18 protein-coding genes are annotated in these 16,320 nt (G+C 68.3%); 11 read left to right on the plus strand and 7 right to left on the minus strand.

All coding sequences use genetic code 11. The features are described from left to right. Positions 1–20: 20 nt before the first annotated feature. From AC1MEY_RS19150 to AC1MEY_RS19165, 4 genes are read right to left on the minus strand one after another with little or no spacing between them, the layout of a single operon-like run. Positions 21–995, minus strand: coding sequence for a bifunctional MaoC family dehydratase N-terminal/OB-fold nucleic acid binding domain-containing protein (locus AC1MEY_RS19150; RefSeq protein ID WP_480227005.1), 975 nt, complete (start codon positions 993–995; stop codon positions 21–23). After that, on the minus strand, positions 992–2,155 hold the full coding sequence (gene fadE29, locus AC1MEY_RS19155; protein ID WP_480227006.1) for an acyl-CoA dehydrogenase FadE29: 1,164 nt from the start codon (positions 2,153–2,155) through the stop codon (positions 992–994). Before fadE29 ends, AC1MEY_RS19150 begins: the two co-directional genes overlap by 4 nt. Continuing rightward, on the minus strand, positions 2,155–3,162 hold the full coding sequence (locus AC1MEY_RS19160) for an acyl-CoA dehydrogenase family protein (RefSeq protein WP_480227007.1): 1,008 nt from the start codon (positions 3,160–3,162) through the stop codon (positions 2,155–2,157). The genes fadE29 and AC1MEY_RS19160 overlap by 1 nt, the downstream gene beginning before the upstream one ends. Positions 3,163–3,208: 46 nt before the next feature. Next, complete coding sequence (locus tag AC1MEY_RS19165; protein ID WP_480227008.1) at positions 3,209–4,459, minus strand: cytochrome P450; 1,251 nt, start codon at positions 4,457–4,459, stop codon at positions 3,209–3,211. A 120-nt stretch (positions 4,460–4,579) separates the two neighbouring features. Between AC1MEY_RS19165 and AC1MEY_RS19170 the strand changes: the two genes are divergently transcribed. From AC1MEY_RS19170 to AC1MEY_RS19180, 3 genes are read left to right on the plus strand one after another with little or no spacing between them, the layout of a single operon-like run. Then, positions 4,580–5,743, plus strand: coding sequence for a steroid 3-ketoacyl-CoA thiolase (locus tag AC1MEY_RS19170; RefSeq protein WP_480227009.1), 1,164 nt, complete (start codon positions 4,580–4,582; stop codon positions 5,741–5,743). Positions 5,744–5,755: 12 nt separating this feature from the next. Continuing rightward, complete coding sequence (locus tag AC1MEY_RS19175; RefSeq protein WP_480227010.1) at positions 5,756–6,136, plus strand: DUF8021 domain-containing protein; 381 nt, start codon at positions 5,756–5,758, stop codon at positions 6,134–6,136. Positions 6,137–6,146: 10 nt separating this feature from the next. After that, positions 6,147–6,626 carry a nitroreductase family deazaflavin-dependent oxidoreductase gene (locus AC1MEY_RS19180; protein ID WP_480227011.1) on the plus strand — a complete coding sequence of 160 codons (480 nt, stop codon included), beginning with the start codon at positions 6,147–6,149 and terminating at the stop codon, positions 6,624–6,626. Here the strand turns inward: AC1MEY_RS19180 and AC1MEY_RS19185 are convergent. Next, positions 6,623–7,810: a metallophosphoesterase gene (locus tag AC1MEY_RS19185; RefSeq protein ID WP_480227012.1), complete on the minus strand. Its 1,188-nt coding sequence runs from the start codon at positions 7,808–7,810 to the stop codon at positions 6,623–6,625. The genes AC1MEY_RS19180 and AC1MEY_RS19185 overlap by 4 nt on opposite strands. Positions 7,811–7,859: 49 nt before the next feature. On the opposite strand from AC1MEY_RS19185, the gene AC1MEY_RS19190 reads away from it, so the two are divergent. The 4 genes from AC1MEY_RS19190 (at position 7,860) to AC1MEY_RS19205 (ending at position 11,064) form a co-directional block, all read left to right on the plus strand. After that, positions 7,860–8,606, plus strand: coding sequence for a DsbA family protein (locus AC1MEY_RS19190; protein ID WP_480227013.1), 747 nt, complete (start codon positions 7,860–7,862; stop codon positions 8,604–8,606). 37 nt (positions 8,607–8,643) lie between these two features. Next, positions 8,644–9,099, plus strand: coding sequence for a nitroreductase family deazaflavin-dependent oxidoreductase (locus AC1MEY_RS19195; RefSeq protein ID WP_480227014.1), 456 nt, complete (start codon positions 8,644–8,646; stop codon positions 9,097–9,099). An 82-nt stretch (positions 9,100–9,181) separates the two neighbouring features. Beyond that, positions 9,182–10,546, plus strand: a complete 1,365-nt coding sequence (locus AC1MEY_RS19200; RefSeq protein WP_480227015.1) for an EspA/EspE family type VII secretion system effector — start codon at positions 9,182–9,184, stop codon at positions 10,544–10,546. Continuing rightward, positions 10,543–11,064 (plus strand): hypothetical protein, encoded by a 522-nt coding sequence (locus tag AC1MEY_RS19205; RefSeq protein WP_480227016.1) that lies wholly within the window; start codon positions 10,543–10,545, stop codon positions 11,062–11,064. Before AC1MEY_RS19200 ends, AC1MEY_RS19205 begins: the two co-directional genes overlap by 4 nt. Here the strand turns inward: AC1MEY_RS19205 and AC1MEY_RS19210 are convergent, their stop codons facing one another. Beyond that, positions 11,065–11,970, minus strand: coding sequence for an SDR family oxidoreductase (locus tag AC1MEY_RS19210; RefSeq protein WP_480227017.1), 906 nt, complete (start codon positions 11,968–11,970; stop codon positions 11,065–11,067). 15 nt (positions 11,971–11,985) lie between these two features. After that, positions 11,986–12,759 carry an SDR family oxidoreductase gene (locus tag AC1MEY_RS19215; protein WP_480227018.1) on the minus strand — a complete coding sequence of 258 codons (774 nt, stop codon included), beginning with the start codon at positions 12,757–12,759 and terminating at the stop codon, positions 11,986–11,988. A gap of 56 nt (positions 12,760–12,815) precedes the next feature. Between AC1MEY_RS19215 and echA20 the strand changes: the two genes are divergently transcribed. From echA20 to ipdC, 4 genes are read left to right on the plus strand one after another with little or no spacing between them, the layout of a single operon-like run. Then, positions 12,816–13,571 carry a (7aS)-7a-methyl-1,5-dioxo-2,3,5,6,7,7a-hexahydro-1H-indene-carboxyl-CoA hydrolase gene (gene echA20 / locus AC1MEY_RS19220; RefSeq protein WP_480227019.1) on the plus strand — a complete coding sequence of 252 codons (756 nt, stop codon included), beginning with the start codon at positions 12,816–12,818 and terminating at the stop codon, positions 13,569–13,571. A 1-nt stretch (position 13,572) separates the two neighbouring features. After that, the gene (gene ipdA / locus AC1MEY_RS19225; protein WP_480227020.1) at positions 13,573–14,472 is read left to right on the plus strand and encodes a cholesterol ring-cleaving hydrolase subunit IpdA; all 900 of its coding nucleotides are present in this window, start codon (positions 13,573–13,575) and stop codon (positions 14,470–14,472) included. Further along, positions 14,469–15,230 carry a cholesterol ring-cleaving hydrolase subunit IpdB gene (ipdB, locus tag AC1MEY_RS19230; RefSeq protein WP_480227021.1) on the plus strand — a complete coding sequence of 254 codons (762 nt, stop codon included), beginning with the start codon at positions 14,469–14,471 and terminating at the stop codon, positions 15,228–15,230. Before ipdA ends, ipdB begins: the two co-directional genes overlap by 4 nt. Then, positions 15,227–16,300 carry a (3aS,4S,5R,7aS)-5-hydroxy-7a-methyl-1-oxo-octahydro-1H-indene-4-carboxyl-CoA dehydrogenase gene (gene ipdC / locus AC1MEY_RS19235; RefSeq protein WP_480227022.1) on the plus strand — a complete coding sequence of 358 codons (1,074 nt, stop codon included), beginning with the start codon at positions 15,227–15,229 and terminating at the stop codon, positions 16,298–16,300. The genes ipdB and ipdC overlap by 4 nt, the downstream gene beginning before the upstream one ends. Positions 16,301–16,320 lie beyond the last annotated feature (20 nt).

Below are 16,320 nucleotides of genomic sequence, written 5' to 3' on the forward strand. Positions count from 1 at the left end.
GGCGACGTCCGATGAGGCACTCACTTGGCGGGCTCCCACGCGTAGTTGGTCCAGGCCGGGCCGACGTCGTTGGCCGGGAAGTCGATGTACATGGCGCGCACGGGCATGCCGATCTCGACGGTGGCCGGGTCGACGTTGCGCAGCTCTCCGAGCATCCGCACGCCCTCGGAGAGTTCGACGAGCGCGATGACGAACGGCAAGGTTCGACCGGGCACCTTCGGCGCGTGGTGCACGACGAAGCTGAAGACCGTCCCTGCGCCCGACGCCACCACGTAGTCGGTGGTCTCCTCGCGATCGAGCCACAGCGCGGGCACGGGCGGGTGCTGCAGCGTCCCGTCCGGGCGCTTCTGAATCCGCAGTTCGTGCGCATCGATGCCGTCCCAGAAGAACTTCGTGTCCTTGGACGACGCCGGCCGCATCGCCGCGTCCGCGTCCAGATCGTCCGGGACGCTTCCGGCCGCCTGCTCGGGATCCGCAGCCTGGTCGGCCGGGATGAACTTCATGATGCGCCACATCATCTCGGCGACGAGTTCGTCGCCGACCGTCCACGTGATGCGCTGGGTGATGAAGAACGCCTCGCCGAGAGCGGTCCGCTTGGGGCCGACGACGTCGGTCAGCTCGGCGGCGACGCTCACCTCTTCGCCCGGGCGCAGGTAGCGGTGGTAGGTCTGCTCGCAGTTGGTCGCGACCACGCCGATGTAGCCTGCCGCGTCGAACAATTCGAGGATCTTGCCCAGCGGGTCGTCGTCCGGCCGGACGCCGCCGAGGCCCATCATGGTCCACACCTGGATCATGGCCGGCGGCGCGACGGTCCCCGGATGACCCGCAGCCTTGGCGGCCGCTTCGTCCGAGTAGATCGGGTTCTTGTCACCCAGCGCATCGGTCCAGTGATCGATCATCGGCTGGTTGACCGGATGTCGGCCGGTGCGCGGAGTGCTCTTGCCCTCTGCCTTGACCTTCTCGGCCGCGGCCTGGATGTCCTCGACGGCCGTCACCTGGGGACCCTCGGCACCTTCAACCCCGAGGCGGCGATCATCTCCCGCATCACCTCGTTGACCCCGCCGCCGAAGGTGATGACCAGGTTCCGCTTGGTCTGCGAGTCGAGCCACTCCAGCAGCTCGCCGGTGTCGGGCTCAGCGGGGTTGCCGTACTTGCCGACGATCTCCTCGGCGAGCCGGCCCACGCGCTGGATGCGCTCGGTGCCGAACACCTTGGTGGCCGCGGCGTCGGCGACGTTGATCTCCTCGCCGCCGGCGGCGACCTGCCAGTTGAGCAGTTCGTTGATCCGCCAGATCGCCTTGATCTCACCGAGCAGCCGCTTGACGTCGTCGCGGTCGATCGGCGTGACGCCGTCGCCACCGGGCTTGGAGGCCCAGGTGTGCACGCGGTCGTAGACGCTGGCGACCTTGCCCGCGGGTCCGAGCATGACGCGCTCGTGGTTGAGCTGGGTGGTGATCAGGCGCCAGCCCGCGTTCTCCCCGCCGACCAGCATGTCGACGGGGACGCGGACGTCGTTGAAGTAGGTGGCGTTGGTGTGGTGCGCACCGTCGGACAGGATGATCGGCGTCCAGGAGTATCCGGGATCGGTCGTGTCGACGATGAGGATCGAGATGCCCTTGTGCTTCACGGCTTCCGGATCGGTGCGCACTGCCAACCACAGGTAGTCGGCGTCGTGGCCGCCGGTCGTCCAGATCTTCTGGCCGTTGACGATGTACTCGTCGCCCTGCCGCACCGCGGACGTGCGCAGCGACGCCAGGTCGGTGCCTGCCTCGGGCTCGGAGTAGCCGATCGCGAAGTGGATCTCACCGGCCAGGATGCCCGGCAGGAACTTCTTCTTCTGCAGTTCGGTGCCGTACACCTGCAGCGTCGGGCCGACGGTCTGCAGCGTCACCGCGGGCAGCGGCACGTCCGCCCGGGCGGCCTCGTTGACGAAGATCTGCTGCTCGATCGGTCCGAACCCCAGGCCGCCGAACTCCTTCGGCCAGCCCACGCCGAGCTTGCCGTCCGAGCCCATCCGCTTGATGATCGCCCGGTAGGCCTTGCCGTGCCGGTCGACCTCCATCTCGGCGGCCTCTTCGGGTGAGATCAGGTTGGAGAAGTACTGCCGCATCTCCGCCTGCAGCTGCCGCTGCTCGGGTGTCAGTTCGATGAACATCAGGCTCCCACCAGGTCGAGACGATGCGAGGGACCACCCAGGAGGCGGGCGAGGTCCTTGACGGATGAGTAGTAGCGATTCATGGGATAGGTGATGTCCATGCCCATACCGCCGTGCAGGTGATGACACGTCTGCATGTTCGGCGGCGCCTGCGACGTCAACCAGTAGCCGAGGACCGCGAGATCGGCGTCCGCGTCCCGTCCCTCGGCCAGCCGCCAGATCACCGACGTGGCGGCCAATGCGATTGTGCGCGAGGCGATGTAGACCTCGGCCAGTTGCGCCGCGACGGTCTGGAACGTCGACAGCGGGCGTCCGAACTGCTCGCGGGTGGCGACGTAGTCGGCGGTGAGTCGCAGAGCGCCGGCTACCAGACCCGCTGCGAAGGCACCGGTGGCCGCGAGCACCAGCTGATTCACGCGGTGCACCGTCTCCGTCCCCGCCAGCACGTCGGAGTCCGGGATCGAGACGTCGGCGAAGGTGACCACGAACTCGTCGGCGCCGGTGGCCGTCGGCGTCTTGGTCAGCGTGACGCCGTCGGCCTTCGGCGACACCACCACGACGGCGCCGTCGGTCGTGACCACGAGCCAATCCGCCTGCTCGGCATGGGGAACGCCCACCTTGGTCCCCGAGAGGGTGCCGCCCGAGAACGACGTGGTCGGGTGCTCGGGCAGCGAGATGCCGGGCTCGTTCAGCGCGGCCGAGAGGACGCCGCCCTTGGCGACGCCGGCCAGGAAGCGGTCCTGCTGCGCGTCGTCGGCGAGGTCGAGCAGCGGGATGAGACCCAGGCCCAGCGTCGCGAGCGCCGGACTCACCGTGCCGTGCCTGCCGATCTCGGTCAGCGCGGTGGTGATCTCCGGCAGACCGAGGCCGTCCCCGCCGAGGCGCTCGGGCACGCCGAAGGAGATGACGCCGCCGTCGACGAGCGCCTCCCACGTGTTGTCACGTGCCAGCGCAGACGTCACCACGTCGGCGACCGCCTGCTGACCCTCACCAAGACTGAAGTCCACCCGAATCCTCCTTGACTCGTTGCGCGGTAACGGGTTCGAACGTCGGCTAGGCGCTGACGGCGCTCTTGCCGGTGTAGTCGACCTGCCAGTGCTTGATGCCGTTGAGCCATCCCGACCGTAGCCGCTCGGGCTCGCCCACGGACACCAGATCCGGCATGTTGTCGGCGACCGCGTTGAAGATCAGGTTGATCGTCATGCGGGCCAGGTTCGCCCCGATGCAGAAGTGCGCGCCGGTGCCGCCGAAGCCGACGTGCGGGTTCGGGTCGCGCGTGATGTCGAAGGTGAACGGATTCTCGAAGACGTCCTCGTCGAAGTTGGCCGACCGGTAGGACATCACCAGCCGCTGCCCCTTCTTGACGTGCACGCCGGCCAGCTCGGTGTCGGTGTTCGCGGTGCGCTGGAACGCCGACACCGGCGTGGCCCAGCGGATGATCTCGTCGGCCGTCGTGGTGGGCCGCTCCTTCTTGTACAGCTCCCACTGGTCGGGGTTGTTCGCCAGCGCGATCATGCCGTGGGTGATCGAGTTGCGGGTGGTCTCGTTGCCCGCCACGGCCAGCATGATCACGAAGAAGCCGAACTCGTCGTCGGACAGCTTCTCGCCGTCGACGTCGGCCTGGATGAGCGTGGTGACGATGTCGTCGGTCGGGTTCTTGCCCCGCTCGTCGGCCATCGCCATGGCGTACATGATGAGTTCCATCGACGACTGCGCCGGATCGACGTCGGCGAACTCGGGATCCTCGCCGCCGGTCATCTCGTTCGACCAGCGGAAGAGCTTGTCCCGATCGTCCTGCGGCACACCGAGGAGGCCGGCGATCGCCTGCAGGGGCAGCTCGCAGCTGACCTGCTCGACGAAGTCGCCACTGCCCTCGGCGGCGGCGGTCTTCGCGATGTTCTGGGCGCGCTGCGCCAGCTCCTCCTCGAGGCGGCCGATGGCGCGCGGGGTGAAGCCACGGGAGATGATCTTGCGCAGCCGGGTGTGGTGCGGTGCGTCCATGTTCAGCATGACGGCGCGCTGCATCTCGACCGACTCGCGCGTCATCTCCCTGGGCCAGGTGGGGATGGCGCCGTTCTCCCAGCTGGAGAAGACGTCGCTGCGACGCGACACCTCCTTGACGTCCGCGTGCTTCGTGACGAGCCAGTAGCCGTTGTCCTCGAAGCCGCCCGCGCCGCCGGGGATGTCGACCCAGTGGATGGGCTCGGACTTGCGCAGTTCCGCGAGTTCGTCGACGGGCAGACCGACCAGGTTGACGTCGGGATCGAGGAAGTCGAAGTCTGCTGGAATGTTGAGGGGTGCCATGTGTGTGCGCTCCTAATTGCAACGTGTTCTAGTGCCAGTAAAACATGCCTTCACTGCAGATCAAAGACGTGGCGGCATCGCCGCTTGTCAGGGTTATGAAACGTGTTCTAGCCTGACGGAATGGGTAACCCTGTCATCGTCGAAGCCACCCGCAGCCCCATCGGCAAGCGAAATGGTTGGCTGTCCGGGCTGCATGCCACCGAGCTTCTGGGCGCCACGCAGCGGGCACTCGTCGAGAAGGCCGGCATCGATGCCGGTGAGGTCGAGCAAGTCATCGGCGGCTGCGTCACGCAGTTCGGCGAGCAGTCCAACAACATCACCCGGGTGGGCTGGCTGGTCGCCGGTCTGCCCGAGCACGTCGGCGCGATGACCGTGGACTGCCAGTGCGGCAGCGGCCAGCAGGCCAACGGTCTGATCGCCGGGCTGATCGCCGCCGGCGCCATCGACGTCGGCATCGCCTGTGGCATCGAGGCGATGAGCCGCGTCGGGCTGGGCGCCAACGCCGGCCCCGACCGGGGCATCCTGCGGCCGGAGTCGTGGGACATCGACCTGCCGGACCAGTTCACCGCCGCCGAGCGGATCGCCAAGCGTCGTGGCATCACCCGCGAGGAGATCGACGCGTTCGGGCTGGCCTCCCAGCAGAAGGCCAAGCAGGCCTGGGCCGAGGGACGCTTCGACCGCGAGATCAGCCCCATCGAGGCACCCGTCCTCGACGAGAACAAGCGCCCGACCGCCGACCGCGCCGCCGTCACCCGCGACCAGGGACTGCGTGACACCACGCTGGACGGCCTGGCGTCGCTGAAGCCGGTGATGGAGGGCGGGATCCACACCGCGGGAACGTCGTCGCAGATCTCCGACGGCGCCGCGGCCGTGCTGTGGATGGACGAGGACAAGGCGCGCGCGCTGGGTCTCGTGCCGCGTGCCCGCATCGTGAGCCAGGCGCTCGTCGGCGCCGAGCCCTACTACCACCTCGACGGCCCCGTGCAGTCGACGGCGAAAGTGCTCGAGAAGGCCGGCATGAAGATGGGCGACATCGACATCACCGAGATCAACGAGGCCTTCGCCTCGGTGGTGCTGTCCTGGGCCCGGGTGCACGAGCCCGACATGGACACAGTGAACGTCAATGGCGGCGCGATCGCGCTCGGACACCCGGTGGGCAGCACCGGTTCCCGGCTGATCACCACCGCACTGCACGAACTCGAGCGCACCGACAAGACCACCGCGCTGATCACCATGTGCGCCGGTGGGGCCCTGTCGACCGGCACGATCATCGAGCGGATCTAGCGACCCGTCGCGATGAAGACCGACACCGACCGCATCGCGGCCGCCCAGGCCTACATCAGCGCGCTCGCCGACCACCGGGCCGACGCCGTCCCGTTCGCGGCGGACTGCACCCGCGTCGAGGTGGGCCTCAAGACGGGGTTCTCCGGAAGTCATCTGCGCCGCAGCCTCAATCGCGGACCGCAGTACCGCGTCATCGCGTCGACGACGGCGCCCGAGTTCACCGTCGACGGCGACCGGGTGCGCGCCCGCTTCGACGTCATCACCAAGCCGTCGATCGCGGGCCGGCGGGTGTGCGCCCACGTCGACGAGACCTTCACCTTCACCGCGGCCGGCGAGATCGCGCACATCCGCGCCGACCTGCGGCCCTTCGTCCAACGCAGGCACGCGAGATAGGTTCTTCGACATGGCCAACCCCTCCCGCCCGCTCAAGCCCAAGCAGATCGAGAGCCTCAACTCGGCCAAGGTCGGCACCGCGATCAAGTGGATGTCGAAGGCGCAGACGTTCCTGTTCAAGAAGACCGGCGGGAAGTTCGGCAACAAGTTCCTCAAGGGCACCGAGGTCGGGATCCTCACCACGACCGGTCGCAAGTCCGGCGAGCAGCGTGACAGCCCGCTGCTGTTCCTGCAGGAGGGTCCGCGCATCGTGCTCGTCGCCTCGCAGGGCGGCCGGGCCACCAACCCGATGTGGTACCTGAACCTGAAGGCGAACCCGCAGATCACCTTTCAAACGAAGGCGGGGACGTCGTCGCTCGTCGCCCGCGAGGCGACCGACGCCGAGCGCGACGAGTACTGGCCCAAGCTCGACGCCATGTACGCCGACTTCGCGAACTATCGCAGCTACACCGACCGCAAGATCCCGATCGTCATCTGCGATCCGGCCTAGGACCCCTCCAGCGACAGGATGCTGATGTCCGGCGGCGCACCGATGCGGACCGGCGGACCCCAGAAACCCACTCCCCGAGACACGTACAGCTGCGTGTCGTCGACGGTGGACAGGCCCGCCAGTGACGGCTGCACGGCCCGCACCGCGTAGTGGAAGGGCCACATCTGGCCGCCGTGCGTGTGCCCGGACAGCTGGAGGTCGACGCCGTTCTCGGCGGCTCGGGTGACCTGCACCGGTTGGTGGGCCAGCAGCACCCTGGCCCGCGTGGGATCGGTTCCGGCGAGGGCGCGTTCGAAGTCCGGCCCGTCCCCGCGGGAGGCGCCGACGACGTCGTTGACGCCGACGAGGTCGAATGCCGCGCCGCCGCGCCGGATCGCGGTGTTCGCGTTGCGTAGCGGTTGCACGCCCAACCGTTCGAGTTCTTGGAGCCACGACTCGGTGTCGTCGACGAAGTACTCGTGGTTGCCGGTGACGAAGAACGTCCCCTCGCGTGAACTGAGGTCCCGCAGGGGTTCCGCCGCGGGTCCCAGTTGGGCGACGGTGCCGTCGACGAGATCGCCGACGATCGCCACCAGGTCGGGCTCGGACTCGTTGATCATCCGGACGATCCGCTCGGTGTGGCGGCGGCCGGCCAGCGGACCGAGGTGGACGTCGGACACCACCGCGATCCGAAACCCGGCGAACGCCGGGTCGAGACGACGCAACCGCACCGGCACGTCGAGCACGTCGGGTGGACCGAGCGCGGTCGCGGCGCCGAACCCGACGAGCCCGACCGAGGCGGTCCCCGCCGCGACCGCCGCCGACCTCGCGATGAAGACCCGTCGGTTCACGCCGGGCGCGGGGTCCGGCGCGTCGGCCGTCGTCACGTCCGGATCGGCGTCGTGCCGGGGTCGTCTGATCCAGCGGCGCAGCACCAGACGCACGGGCTCGAGTACCAGCAGCGTCAGGAACAGATAGGCGACCAGGGCGAACCACAGCCAGCCCGCCCACTCGAGCCAGACCGGCAGGGTGGCGTCGGTGGCGCGCGGCAGGATCAGCGTGCCGACGAGCAGCAGTCCGAGGACGATCAGGCCGGCGGTGAGCAACCATCTGGTCGGGCCGGACATCGTGGTGTCCTTGATCAGCCGCTTCCAGACGTAGACGTGCATCACGCCGAGGACCGCGCCGAGGATGACGATGAACATTCGATCCTTCGGGGGTCGCCGGGTGTTCTCCACAGCCTAGTTGGCGACCGTGACTAGGCTCGTCCCCGTGTCGTCCGGTGAGCAATTGCACTTCTACTTCGATCCCGTCTGCCCGTTCGCGTGGTTGACGAGCAAGTGGGTGCGGATGGTGGCCGCACAGCGCGACTATGCGGTCGACTGGCGATTCATTTCTCTGCGAATCATCAACGCGCACATCGACTATGACGCACACTTTCCGCCGGAGTACGAAGCTGGACACACCGCCGGGCTTCGACTGCTCCGGGTGGCGGCCCGGGTGCGCGCCGAGCACGGCCGCGACGCCGTCGGACCCTTGTACGAGGCGATGGGTACACGCATCTTCGACACGTCGCGGACCATCGATCCGCTGTCGGCGTCCGACCAGGGCGTGCGGCACGTGCTCGAACCACTGCTGTCGTCGATCGGATTGCCCATCGACGTGGCGGACTCCCTCGACGACACGACGCTGGACGATGAGATCCGCGCCGAGACGGATGAGGCGCTGACGCTGACCGGACGCGACGTCGGCACGCCGATCCTGCACTTTCAGCCGCCCAACGGGACGGCGTTCTTCGGGCCGGTGATCAGCAGGCTGCCCAGCGCCGACGACGCGGGTGCCCTGTGGGATCACGTCGTCGGGCTCGCGGCGTTTCCCGGCTTCACCGAGCTCAAGCGCTCGCTGCGGGAGCGGCCTCAGTTGGCGAGCTTCGGCGTTGATCCGGACGCGGTCGGCACGGTCGAGGACTGGCACGGCGGCAGTCGCCGGACCGGTGACTAGCGGTTTGCCTCGCGCGCCCGGCGGTTATCACCGGACCATGACGCACACTCGGAATCCGATCCGGAACTCCGGCTTGGTCAAGCAGGCGATGAAGTACTTTGCGCGCGGCCATGTCTGGGCCTACGAGCACACCGGTGGTCTGGTCGGATCCCGGTTGCTGTGGCTGCCGTCGGCGCTCGTCGAGACCACGGGACGGAAGTCGGGACGATCGCGGGTCACCGCGACGCTCTGTTTGATCGACGGCGACCGGGTCATCCTGCCCGCATCGTTCGGCGGTCGCGATCAGGACCCGGCCTGGTACCTCAACATCGAATCGGATCCGCACGTGCGCGTGCAGTACGGCTCACGGCGGCGCGACATGACCGCGCGCGACGCCACCGATGACGAGCGCACCCGGTACTGGCCCCGGCTCACCCGGATGTATCCGCCGTATCGCGGCTACCGGGAGGCCGCGGACCGCGTCATCCCCCTGGTGGTGTGCGAACCGACTTAGGCACCAAAGAGGTGAGCCCGGGCGGTGCCGGTCCGTGGAATGATCGACGGAGCCGATCTGGACAGCGGGCTGGGAGACACGCATGGGCGTACTCGATGCATTCGCGTCGACGTGGTCGAGTGCGCGGTCGACCTTCGGTCAGGGCACCCCTAGGACCGGTGACGGATTCAGTGCCAGTGGCCAGCTGCGTGCCCTCCAGGCTGACGTCGAGACCGCGGCACCCGGCTCCCGGTGGGCGGGTTCCGCAGCTTCCGCGTACGAGGCCGTCAACACCAACCATGGGCGCGTGCTCGGGGAGCTAGCGCGCCTGGACGACCAGCTCAAGACGCACATCGATCAGTCGGCCCGCCTGATAGCCAACGGCCGCAACGAACTCGACACCGTCAGGAAGTGGGTGTTCGACGCCGCTGCGGCAGTTCCGAAGACCGCGGCCGGCGAGCGCATGCTGCTGCCCATCGTAAGCAAGGGCCTGGGCGAGGTAGTCGAGATCGTGACCCGCACCAACGGTGACCTGAACTCCATCGGTGCCGGCGTCCGAAGCCTCGGCGAGCAGTACCGGAGGCTCGGCGAGCAGAAGCTCGGGGGCGGGGGTGAGCCGGGGCAGTCGGCGGGCGACGACAAGAAGCCCGATACCGATAGCGACTACGAGAAGGCCCTGCGGGACGCCGGCCTCCTCACCGGCCCTCCTCCGGACGGCTACTACCGCGAGTGGCTCGAGAATGCCGAACGGCAAGGCGTACCACCGGACGTCATCGTCGACATCGCACGACGTCACGACATCACGCCCGACAGCTTCGACGTGCTCAACGGCATGGAGAAGGTCACCGACTCGGACGGCAAGTCCTACTTCCTCGTTCCTCCCGGTACGTCCGGCGCCGACGTGCGCAAGGCGGCGCTGATGACCTACGTGCTCAACGCCGGAACCGACTACGGCGACGGCACCGCGCATGACTTCGAGCCCACGCCATACTCCGCCGACGAGGTGCAGCGGATCATCGACCGCCAGGAGGCCAACGCCTGGAGCTACGACCAGGACGTCGACTTCGTCCACGACAACGGCGGCCGGCTGACGACCACTCCGAACGGGATGCTGATGGGAATGGGCGGAAGTCAGCTGCAGGACTTCTTCAGCGAGGGCGGCGGCAGCACGTGGGGGGACATCTTCATGGTCAACATCGACGACCCCGCCGACCCCGCTCAGACGCTTCGCGACATGGTCCATTCCGGGAACATGTGGTACCCGAGGGAGGGCGGCGAGGGGCGCGAGGGGCTCAATCAGCTGGACCTCGACCGCATCCTGCACCACGAGGAGAGACACTCGCAGCAATGGCAGAGGTACGGCTACCTGGGCTTCATCGATGCCTACGCCAGCGGCAAACTCATCGAGATCTTCACCGATCACCCATTGGAGAAGGACGCAGGCCTGTCCGACGGAGGTTACGAATGATTCGACGTGTGCTCGTCGCGCTGGCAGCCGTTGCCGCACTCGTTGCATGCGACCCGCTGGGCCGGCCGTCGCTCGAGTCCGCGTTCGGCGCCCGGGTGCTGGATGGCAATCTGCACATCTGGACCGGATCGACGTGCCATGACGTCATCGGACTCGGACTGACCTTCGACCCCAACAAGCAGGACACGCGTGCCGAGCTGATGATGACCGCGCCGAACCGCATCGGGGTCGACGTCGACCACTTCGCTCTCGGCGAGCCCGTCCGCGGACTGACGGTGACCCAACCGCTGCCCCCGGGATTCGACTGGCGCCGTGCGGAAAACGTGCGGATCAACGTCGATGGCATCACGAAGGGCGGATGGGGCGACACCACCGACCTCGCCGAGGTCATCGAGAACTCGGCCGCACACCCCGACGACACCTACTGGTTCCAGGGCGTGGGGTGGCTCGACCCCGAAGAGGTCGCACGGCAGGACGGCAAGACGTTCCTGGCCACCTGCACCGACAGCCCCGAGTGATCAGGCGCCGAAGACCGGCAGCGGCGTCCGGGACCTGTCCAGCAGGTCGGTGACGACGGGGCCGAGTTCCGCGGCATCCCAGCGCGCACCCTTGTCGGCCTCCGCGCCACGGGCCCAGCCCTCGGCGACCCGGACGATGCCGCCCTCGACCTCGAACACGCGGCCCGTGACGTCGCGAGACTCCACGCTGCCGAGCCACACCACCAGCGGCGAGACGTTCTCGGGCGCCATCGCGTCGAACGCGCTGTCCTGCGTGGACATCATGTCGGCGAACACCGTCTCCGTCATCCGGGTGCGGGCCGACGGGGCGATCGCGTTGACGGTGACGCCGTAGCGGCCCATCTCCGCCGAGGCCACCAACGTGAGGGCGGCGATACCTGCCTTGGCGGCGCTGTAGTTCGCCTGTCCCACACTGCCCTGCAGGCCCGCGCCGGAGCTGGTGTTGATGATGCGGGCGTCCGGGGTGTCCCCCGCCTTCGACCGTGCGCGCCAGTAGGCCGCGGCGTGCCGCATGGTCGCGAAGTGCCCCTTCAGGTGCACGGCGGTGACGGCGTCGAACTCCTCCTCGCTGGTGTTGGCGAACATCCGGTCGCGGACGATGCCCGCGTTGTTCACCAGCACGTCGAGCCCGCCGAAGGAGTCGACCGCCGTCTGGATGAGGCCCTCGGCCTGCGCCCAGTCGGCGACGTTGGCGCCGCTGGTCACGGCTTCCCCACCGGCGGAGGTGATCTCGTCGACGACCGTCTGCGCGGCGCTGCCGCCGCCCGCCGGGGAGCCGTCGAGGCCGACCCCGATGTCGTTGACCACCACGCGTGCACCCTCCGCGGCGAACGCCAGCGCGTGCGCCCGGCCGATGCCGCCGCCTGCGCCCGTCACGATGACCACGCGTCCGTCGAGCAATCCCATGTTTCCGTGTCTCCCTTACTTGATGTCGGCGGTGGTCGTCGACAGGTAGTGCGGCGGCTCGCCGCCGCCGTGCACCTCGAGCGATGCACCACTGATGTAGGAGGCCGCGTCCGAGGCGAGAAACGCCGTGGCCCAGCCGATGTCGGACGGCTTGGCGAGCCGTCCGAGTGGGACGTTGCGGGAGATGGCCGCGATCGAGTCGGCGTCGCCGTAAAAGAGTTCGGACTGCTCGGTCTCGACCATGCCGACCACCACCGAGTTGACCCGCACCTTGGGCGCCCACTCCACGGCCAGCGTCGTGGTCATGTTCTCCACGCCGGCCTTTGCCGCGCCGTAGGCGACGGTGCCCGGCGTGGGACGCCGTCCGCTCACACTGGTGATGTTGACGATGGACCCGCCGGAATCCTGCTGCTGCATCACGGCATTGGCGTGGGTCGACACCGACAGCGTCCCCAGCAGGTTCAGTTCGACGATCTTGGTGCTGAACCGTGCCGACGCGTCGGCGGCCAGCGCGTAGGGCGATCCGCCCGCGTTGTTCACGACGACGTCGAGGCGGCCGTGCGTGGTGACGATCGCGTCGACGAGGGCCTTCACCGACGCGTCGTCGCGGATGTCGCAGGCGTGGAAGTCGTAGGGATTCCCCTCGACCGGACGGCGGGCACACGTCACGACGGTGGCACCCTGATCGGCGAAGACGGCGCTGATGCCTGCGCCGACGCCCCGCACCCCGCCGGTGACGAGTACGACCCGTCCGGCGAGTCGGAGATTGATTCCAGCGGCGTCGGTCACTGTGCTAGCGTACCAAGCAAGTGCTTGCTTAGGTAGCCACCCCAGGAGACACCACGATGACGATCACCACCAAGACCGTGGAACCGGGCATCGTCTCGGTCACCGTCGACTACCCGCCCGTGAACGCGATCCCGTCGCGCGGATGGTTCGAACTCGGCGACGCGATCACCGCCGCCGGCCGCGACCGCAGCACCCACGTGGTGATCCTGCGCGCCGAGGGCCGCGGCTTCAACGCGGGCGTCGACATCAAGGAGATGCAGAAGACCGACGGGTTCACCGCGCTCATCGACGCCAATCGCGGCTGCTTCCATGCCTTTCGGGCGGTCTACGAGTGCGAGGTCCCGGTGGTCGCCGCGGTCAACGGATTCTGCGTGGGCGGCGGCATCGGCCTGGTCGGCAACTCCGACGTGATAGTCGCCTCCGACGACGCGAAGTTCGGACTGCCCGAGGTCGAGCGCGGCGCACTCGGTGCGGCCACCCATCTCTCCCGGCTGGTTCCGCAGCACATGATGCGGCGACTGTTCTTCACCGCGGCGACCGTCGACGCCGAGACCCTGCATCACTTCGGCTCGGTGCACGAGGTCGTGCCGCGCGCCGACCTCGACGAGGCGGCACTGCGGGTCGCACGGGACATCGCGTCGAAGGACACCCGCGTGATCCGCGCAGCCAAGGAAGCCCTCAACCTCATCGACGTCCAACCCGTCAACGCGCGGTACCGGATGGAGCAGGGATTCACGTTCGAACTCAACCTAGCCGGCGTGTCCGACGAACACCGGGACGTGTTCGCCGGGACCGACAAGGGAGCGAAGTAGTTTGAGCGACAAGAGGACCACCCTCGACGAGGCCGTCTCGTCGATCGAGAGCGGCATGACCATCGGCATCGGCGGGTGGGGTTCGCGCCGCAAGCCGATGGCGCTCATCCGCGCCCTGCTCCGCACCGACGTCACCGACCTCACCGTGGTCACCTACGGCGGCCCCGATCTCGGGCTGCTCTGCTCCGCGGGCAAGGTCAAGCGCGTCTACTACGGCTTCGTGTCGCTGGACTCGCCGCCGTTCTACGATCCGTGGTTCGCCAAGGCGCGGACCACCGGGGCGATCGAGGCACGGGAGATGGACGAGGGCATGCTGCGCTGCGGCCTGCAGGCTGCGGCACAACGGCTTCCGTTCCTGCCGATCCGCGCCGGACTCGGCAGCGACGTGCGCACGTTCTGGGGCGACGAACTCAAGACCGTGTGCTCCCCCTACCCCACGGGCGATGGCTACGAGGAGCTGATCGCCATGCCCGCGCTGAACCTCGACGTGGCGCTCGTCCACCTCAACGTCGGTGACGACCGCGGCAATGCCGCCTACACCGGCATCGACCCGTACTTCGACGACCTCTTCCTGATGTCGGCGAAGCAGCGCCTGATGAGCGTCGACCGCGTCGTCTCCACCGAGGAACTGGTGTCGTCGGTGCCGCCGCAGGCACTGCTGGTCAACCGGATGATGGTCGACTCGGTGGTCGAGGCGCCCAACGGTGCGCACTTCACGACCGCCGAGCCGGACTACCGCCGAGACGAGAAGTTCCAGCGGCACTACGCCGAGGCCGCCGGATCCGATGAGACGTGGGCGGAGTTCGTCGCCACCTTCCTGTCCGGCAGCGAGGACGACTACCAGGCCGCCGTGCGGACGTTCGCCGACGAGCAGGCCGCAGCGAAGGAGGCAGCCAAGTGACGTCCGAAGACCAGTCCGCGACGCGGGCCGAGGTGTGCGCGGTCGCCTGCGCCGAATTGTTCCGCGACGCAGGCGAGATCATGGTCAGCCCGATGGCGAACATGGTCTCGATCGGCGCCCGACTGGCACGCCTGACGTTCTCGCCGGACATCCTGCTGACCGACGGCGAGGCGCGCATCCTCGCCGACACTCCCGCGCTCGGCGCCACCGGCGCGATCGAGGGCTGGATGCCGTTCGGCCGCGTCTTCGAGACGCTGACGTGGGGGCGCCGCCACGTCGTGATGGGCGCCAACCAGATCGACCGCTACGGCAACCAGAACCTGTCGGCGTTCGGTCCGATCCAGCAGCCCAAGCGGCAGATGTTCGGCGTGCGCGGGGCACCGGGCAACAGCATCAACCACGCCACCAGCTACTGGGTGGGCGGTCACGGCAAGCGGGTGTTCGGCGACTCGGTCGACATCGTGTCCGGCATCGGCTGGGACAAGGTCGATCCCGACAATCCGGCCTTCCGCTTCGCCAACGTCTACCGCGTGGTCTCGAACCTGGGCGTGTTCGACTTCGGCGGTCCGGACCGCCAGATGCGAGCGCTGTCCCTGCATCCCGGCGTCACCGCCGACGAGGTCGCCGAGAACACGTCGTTCGAGGTGCACGGCCTCGACACCGCCGAGACCACCCGGCTACCCTCGACCGAGGAGCTGCGCCTGATCCGCGAGGTCATCGACCCGAAGTCGCTGCGAGACAGAGAAGTACGGGCATGAGCCACCTCAAGACACCGCTGACCGAACTGGTCGGCATCGAACATCCCGTCGTCCAGACCGGCATGGGTTGGGTCGCCGGTGCGCGACTGGTGGCCGCGACGTCCAACGCGGGCGGGCTCGGCATCCTCGCGTCGGCGACCATGACGCTCGACGAACTGCGGGTCGCGGTGGGCAAGGTCAAGGCCGCCACCGACAAACCGTTCGGCATCAACATCCGTGCCGACGCCGGCGACGCGAACGACCGCGTCGACCTCCTGATCAGCGAAGGAGTCAAAGTCGCCTCCTTCGCCCTGGCACCGAAACCCGACCTGATCGCCCGACTCAAGGACGCCGGCGTCGTCGTCATCCCGTCGGTCGGTCTGGCCAAGCACGCCAAGAAGGTCGCGGGCTGGGGCGCCGACGCCGTGATCGTCCAGGGCGGCGAGGGCGGCGGCCACACCGGCCCGATCGCGACGACGCTGCTGCTGCCGTCGGTCATCGACGCGGTGGCCGACACCGGCATGCCGGTGATCGCGGCGGGTGGGTTCTTCGACGGGCGTGGGCTGGCGGCCGCGCTGTCCTACGGCGCCGCGGGCGTCGCGATGGGCACCCGCTTCCTGCTGACGTCGGACTCGACCGTGCCCGACGCCGTCAAGCGGCGATACCTGGAATCGGCGCTCGACGGGACCGTGGTGTCGACCCGCGTCGACGGGATGCCGCATCGCGTGCTGCGGACCGGCCTGGTGGAGAAGCTGGAAAGCGGATCGCCGGTGCGGGGTCTCGCGGCGGCGGTGGGCAACGCGCAGAAGTTCAAGAAGATGTCCGGGATGACGTGGAAGTCGTTGGTGACCGACGGTCTGGCGATGCGGCGCGGCAAGGACCTCACCTGGTCGCAGGTGGTGATGGCCGCCAACACCCCGATGCTGCTCAAAGCAGGCCTGGTGGAGGGCAACACCGACGCCGGCGTGCTGGCGTCCGGCCAGGTGGCGGGAATTCTGGACGACCTGCCGTCGTGTGCCGAGTTGGTGCCGGCGATAGTCGACGAGGCGATCCGGCATCTCCAGTCGACGTCGGCCTTCATCCAACCGTGATGAAGCCATCGGCTTAATCT

The organism is Mycobacterium sp. PTI7, from assembly GCF_056679845.1.

Excerpts from the sequence above, each read along its gene's own strand:
- AC1MEY_RS19205 (WP_480227016.1), top strand. The coding sequence starts at position 10,543 with ATGATTCGACGTGTGCTCGTCGCGCTGGCAGCCGTTGCCGCACTCGTT.
- AC1MEY_RS19180 (WP_480227011.1), top strand. The coding sequence starts at position 6,147 with ATGGCCAACCCCTCCCGCCCGCTCAAGCCCAAGCAGATCGAGAGCCTC.
- AC1MEY_RS19170 (WP_480227009.1), top strand. The coding sequence starts at position 4,580 with ATGGGTAACCCTGTCATCGTCGAAGCCACCCGCAGCCCCATCGGCAAG.
- AC1MEY_RS19195 (WP_480227014.1), top strand. The coding sequence starts at position 8,644 with ATGACGCACACTCGGAATCCGATCCGGAACTCCGGCTTGGTCAAGCAG.
- AC1MEY_RS19175 (WP_480227010.1), top strand. The coding sequence starts at position 5,756 with ATGAAGACCGACACCGACCGCATCGCGGCCGCCCAGGCCTACATCAGC.
- AC1MEY_RS19165 (WP_480227008.1), bottom strand. The coding sequence starts at position 4,459 with ATGGCACCCCTCAACATTCCAGCAGACTTCGACTTCCTCGATCCCGAC.
- echA20 (WP_480227019.1), top strand. The coding sequence starts at position 12,816 with ATGACGATCACCACCAAGACCGTGGAACCGGGCATCGTCTCGGTCACC.
- fadE29 (WP_480227006.1), bottom strand. The coding sequence starts at position 2,155 with ATGTTCATCGAACTGACACCCGAGCAGCGGCAGCTGCAGGCGGAGATG.
- AC1MEY_RS19200 (WP_480227015.1), top strand. The coding sequence starts at position 9,182 with ATGGGCGTACTCGATGCATTCGCGTCGACGTGGTCGAGTGCGCGGTCG.
- ipdC (WP_480227022.1), top strand. The coding sequence starts at position 15,227 with ATGAGCCACCTCAAGACACCGCTGACCGAACTGGTCGGCATCGAACAT.
- AC1MEY_RS19185 (WP_480227012.1), bottom strand. The coding sequence starts at position 7,810 with ATGTTCATCGTCATCCTCGGCGCGGTCCTCGGCGTGATGCACGTCTAC.
- AC1MEY_RS19210 (WP_480227017.1), bottom strand. The coding sequence starts at position 11,970 with ATGGGATTGCTCGACGGACGCGTGGTCATCGTGACGGGCGCAGGCGGC.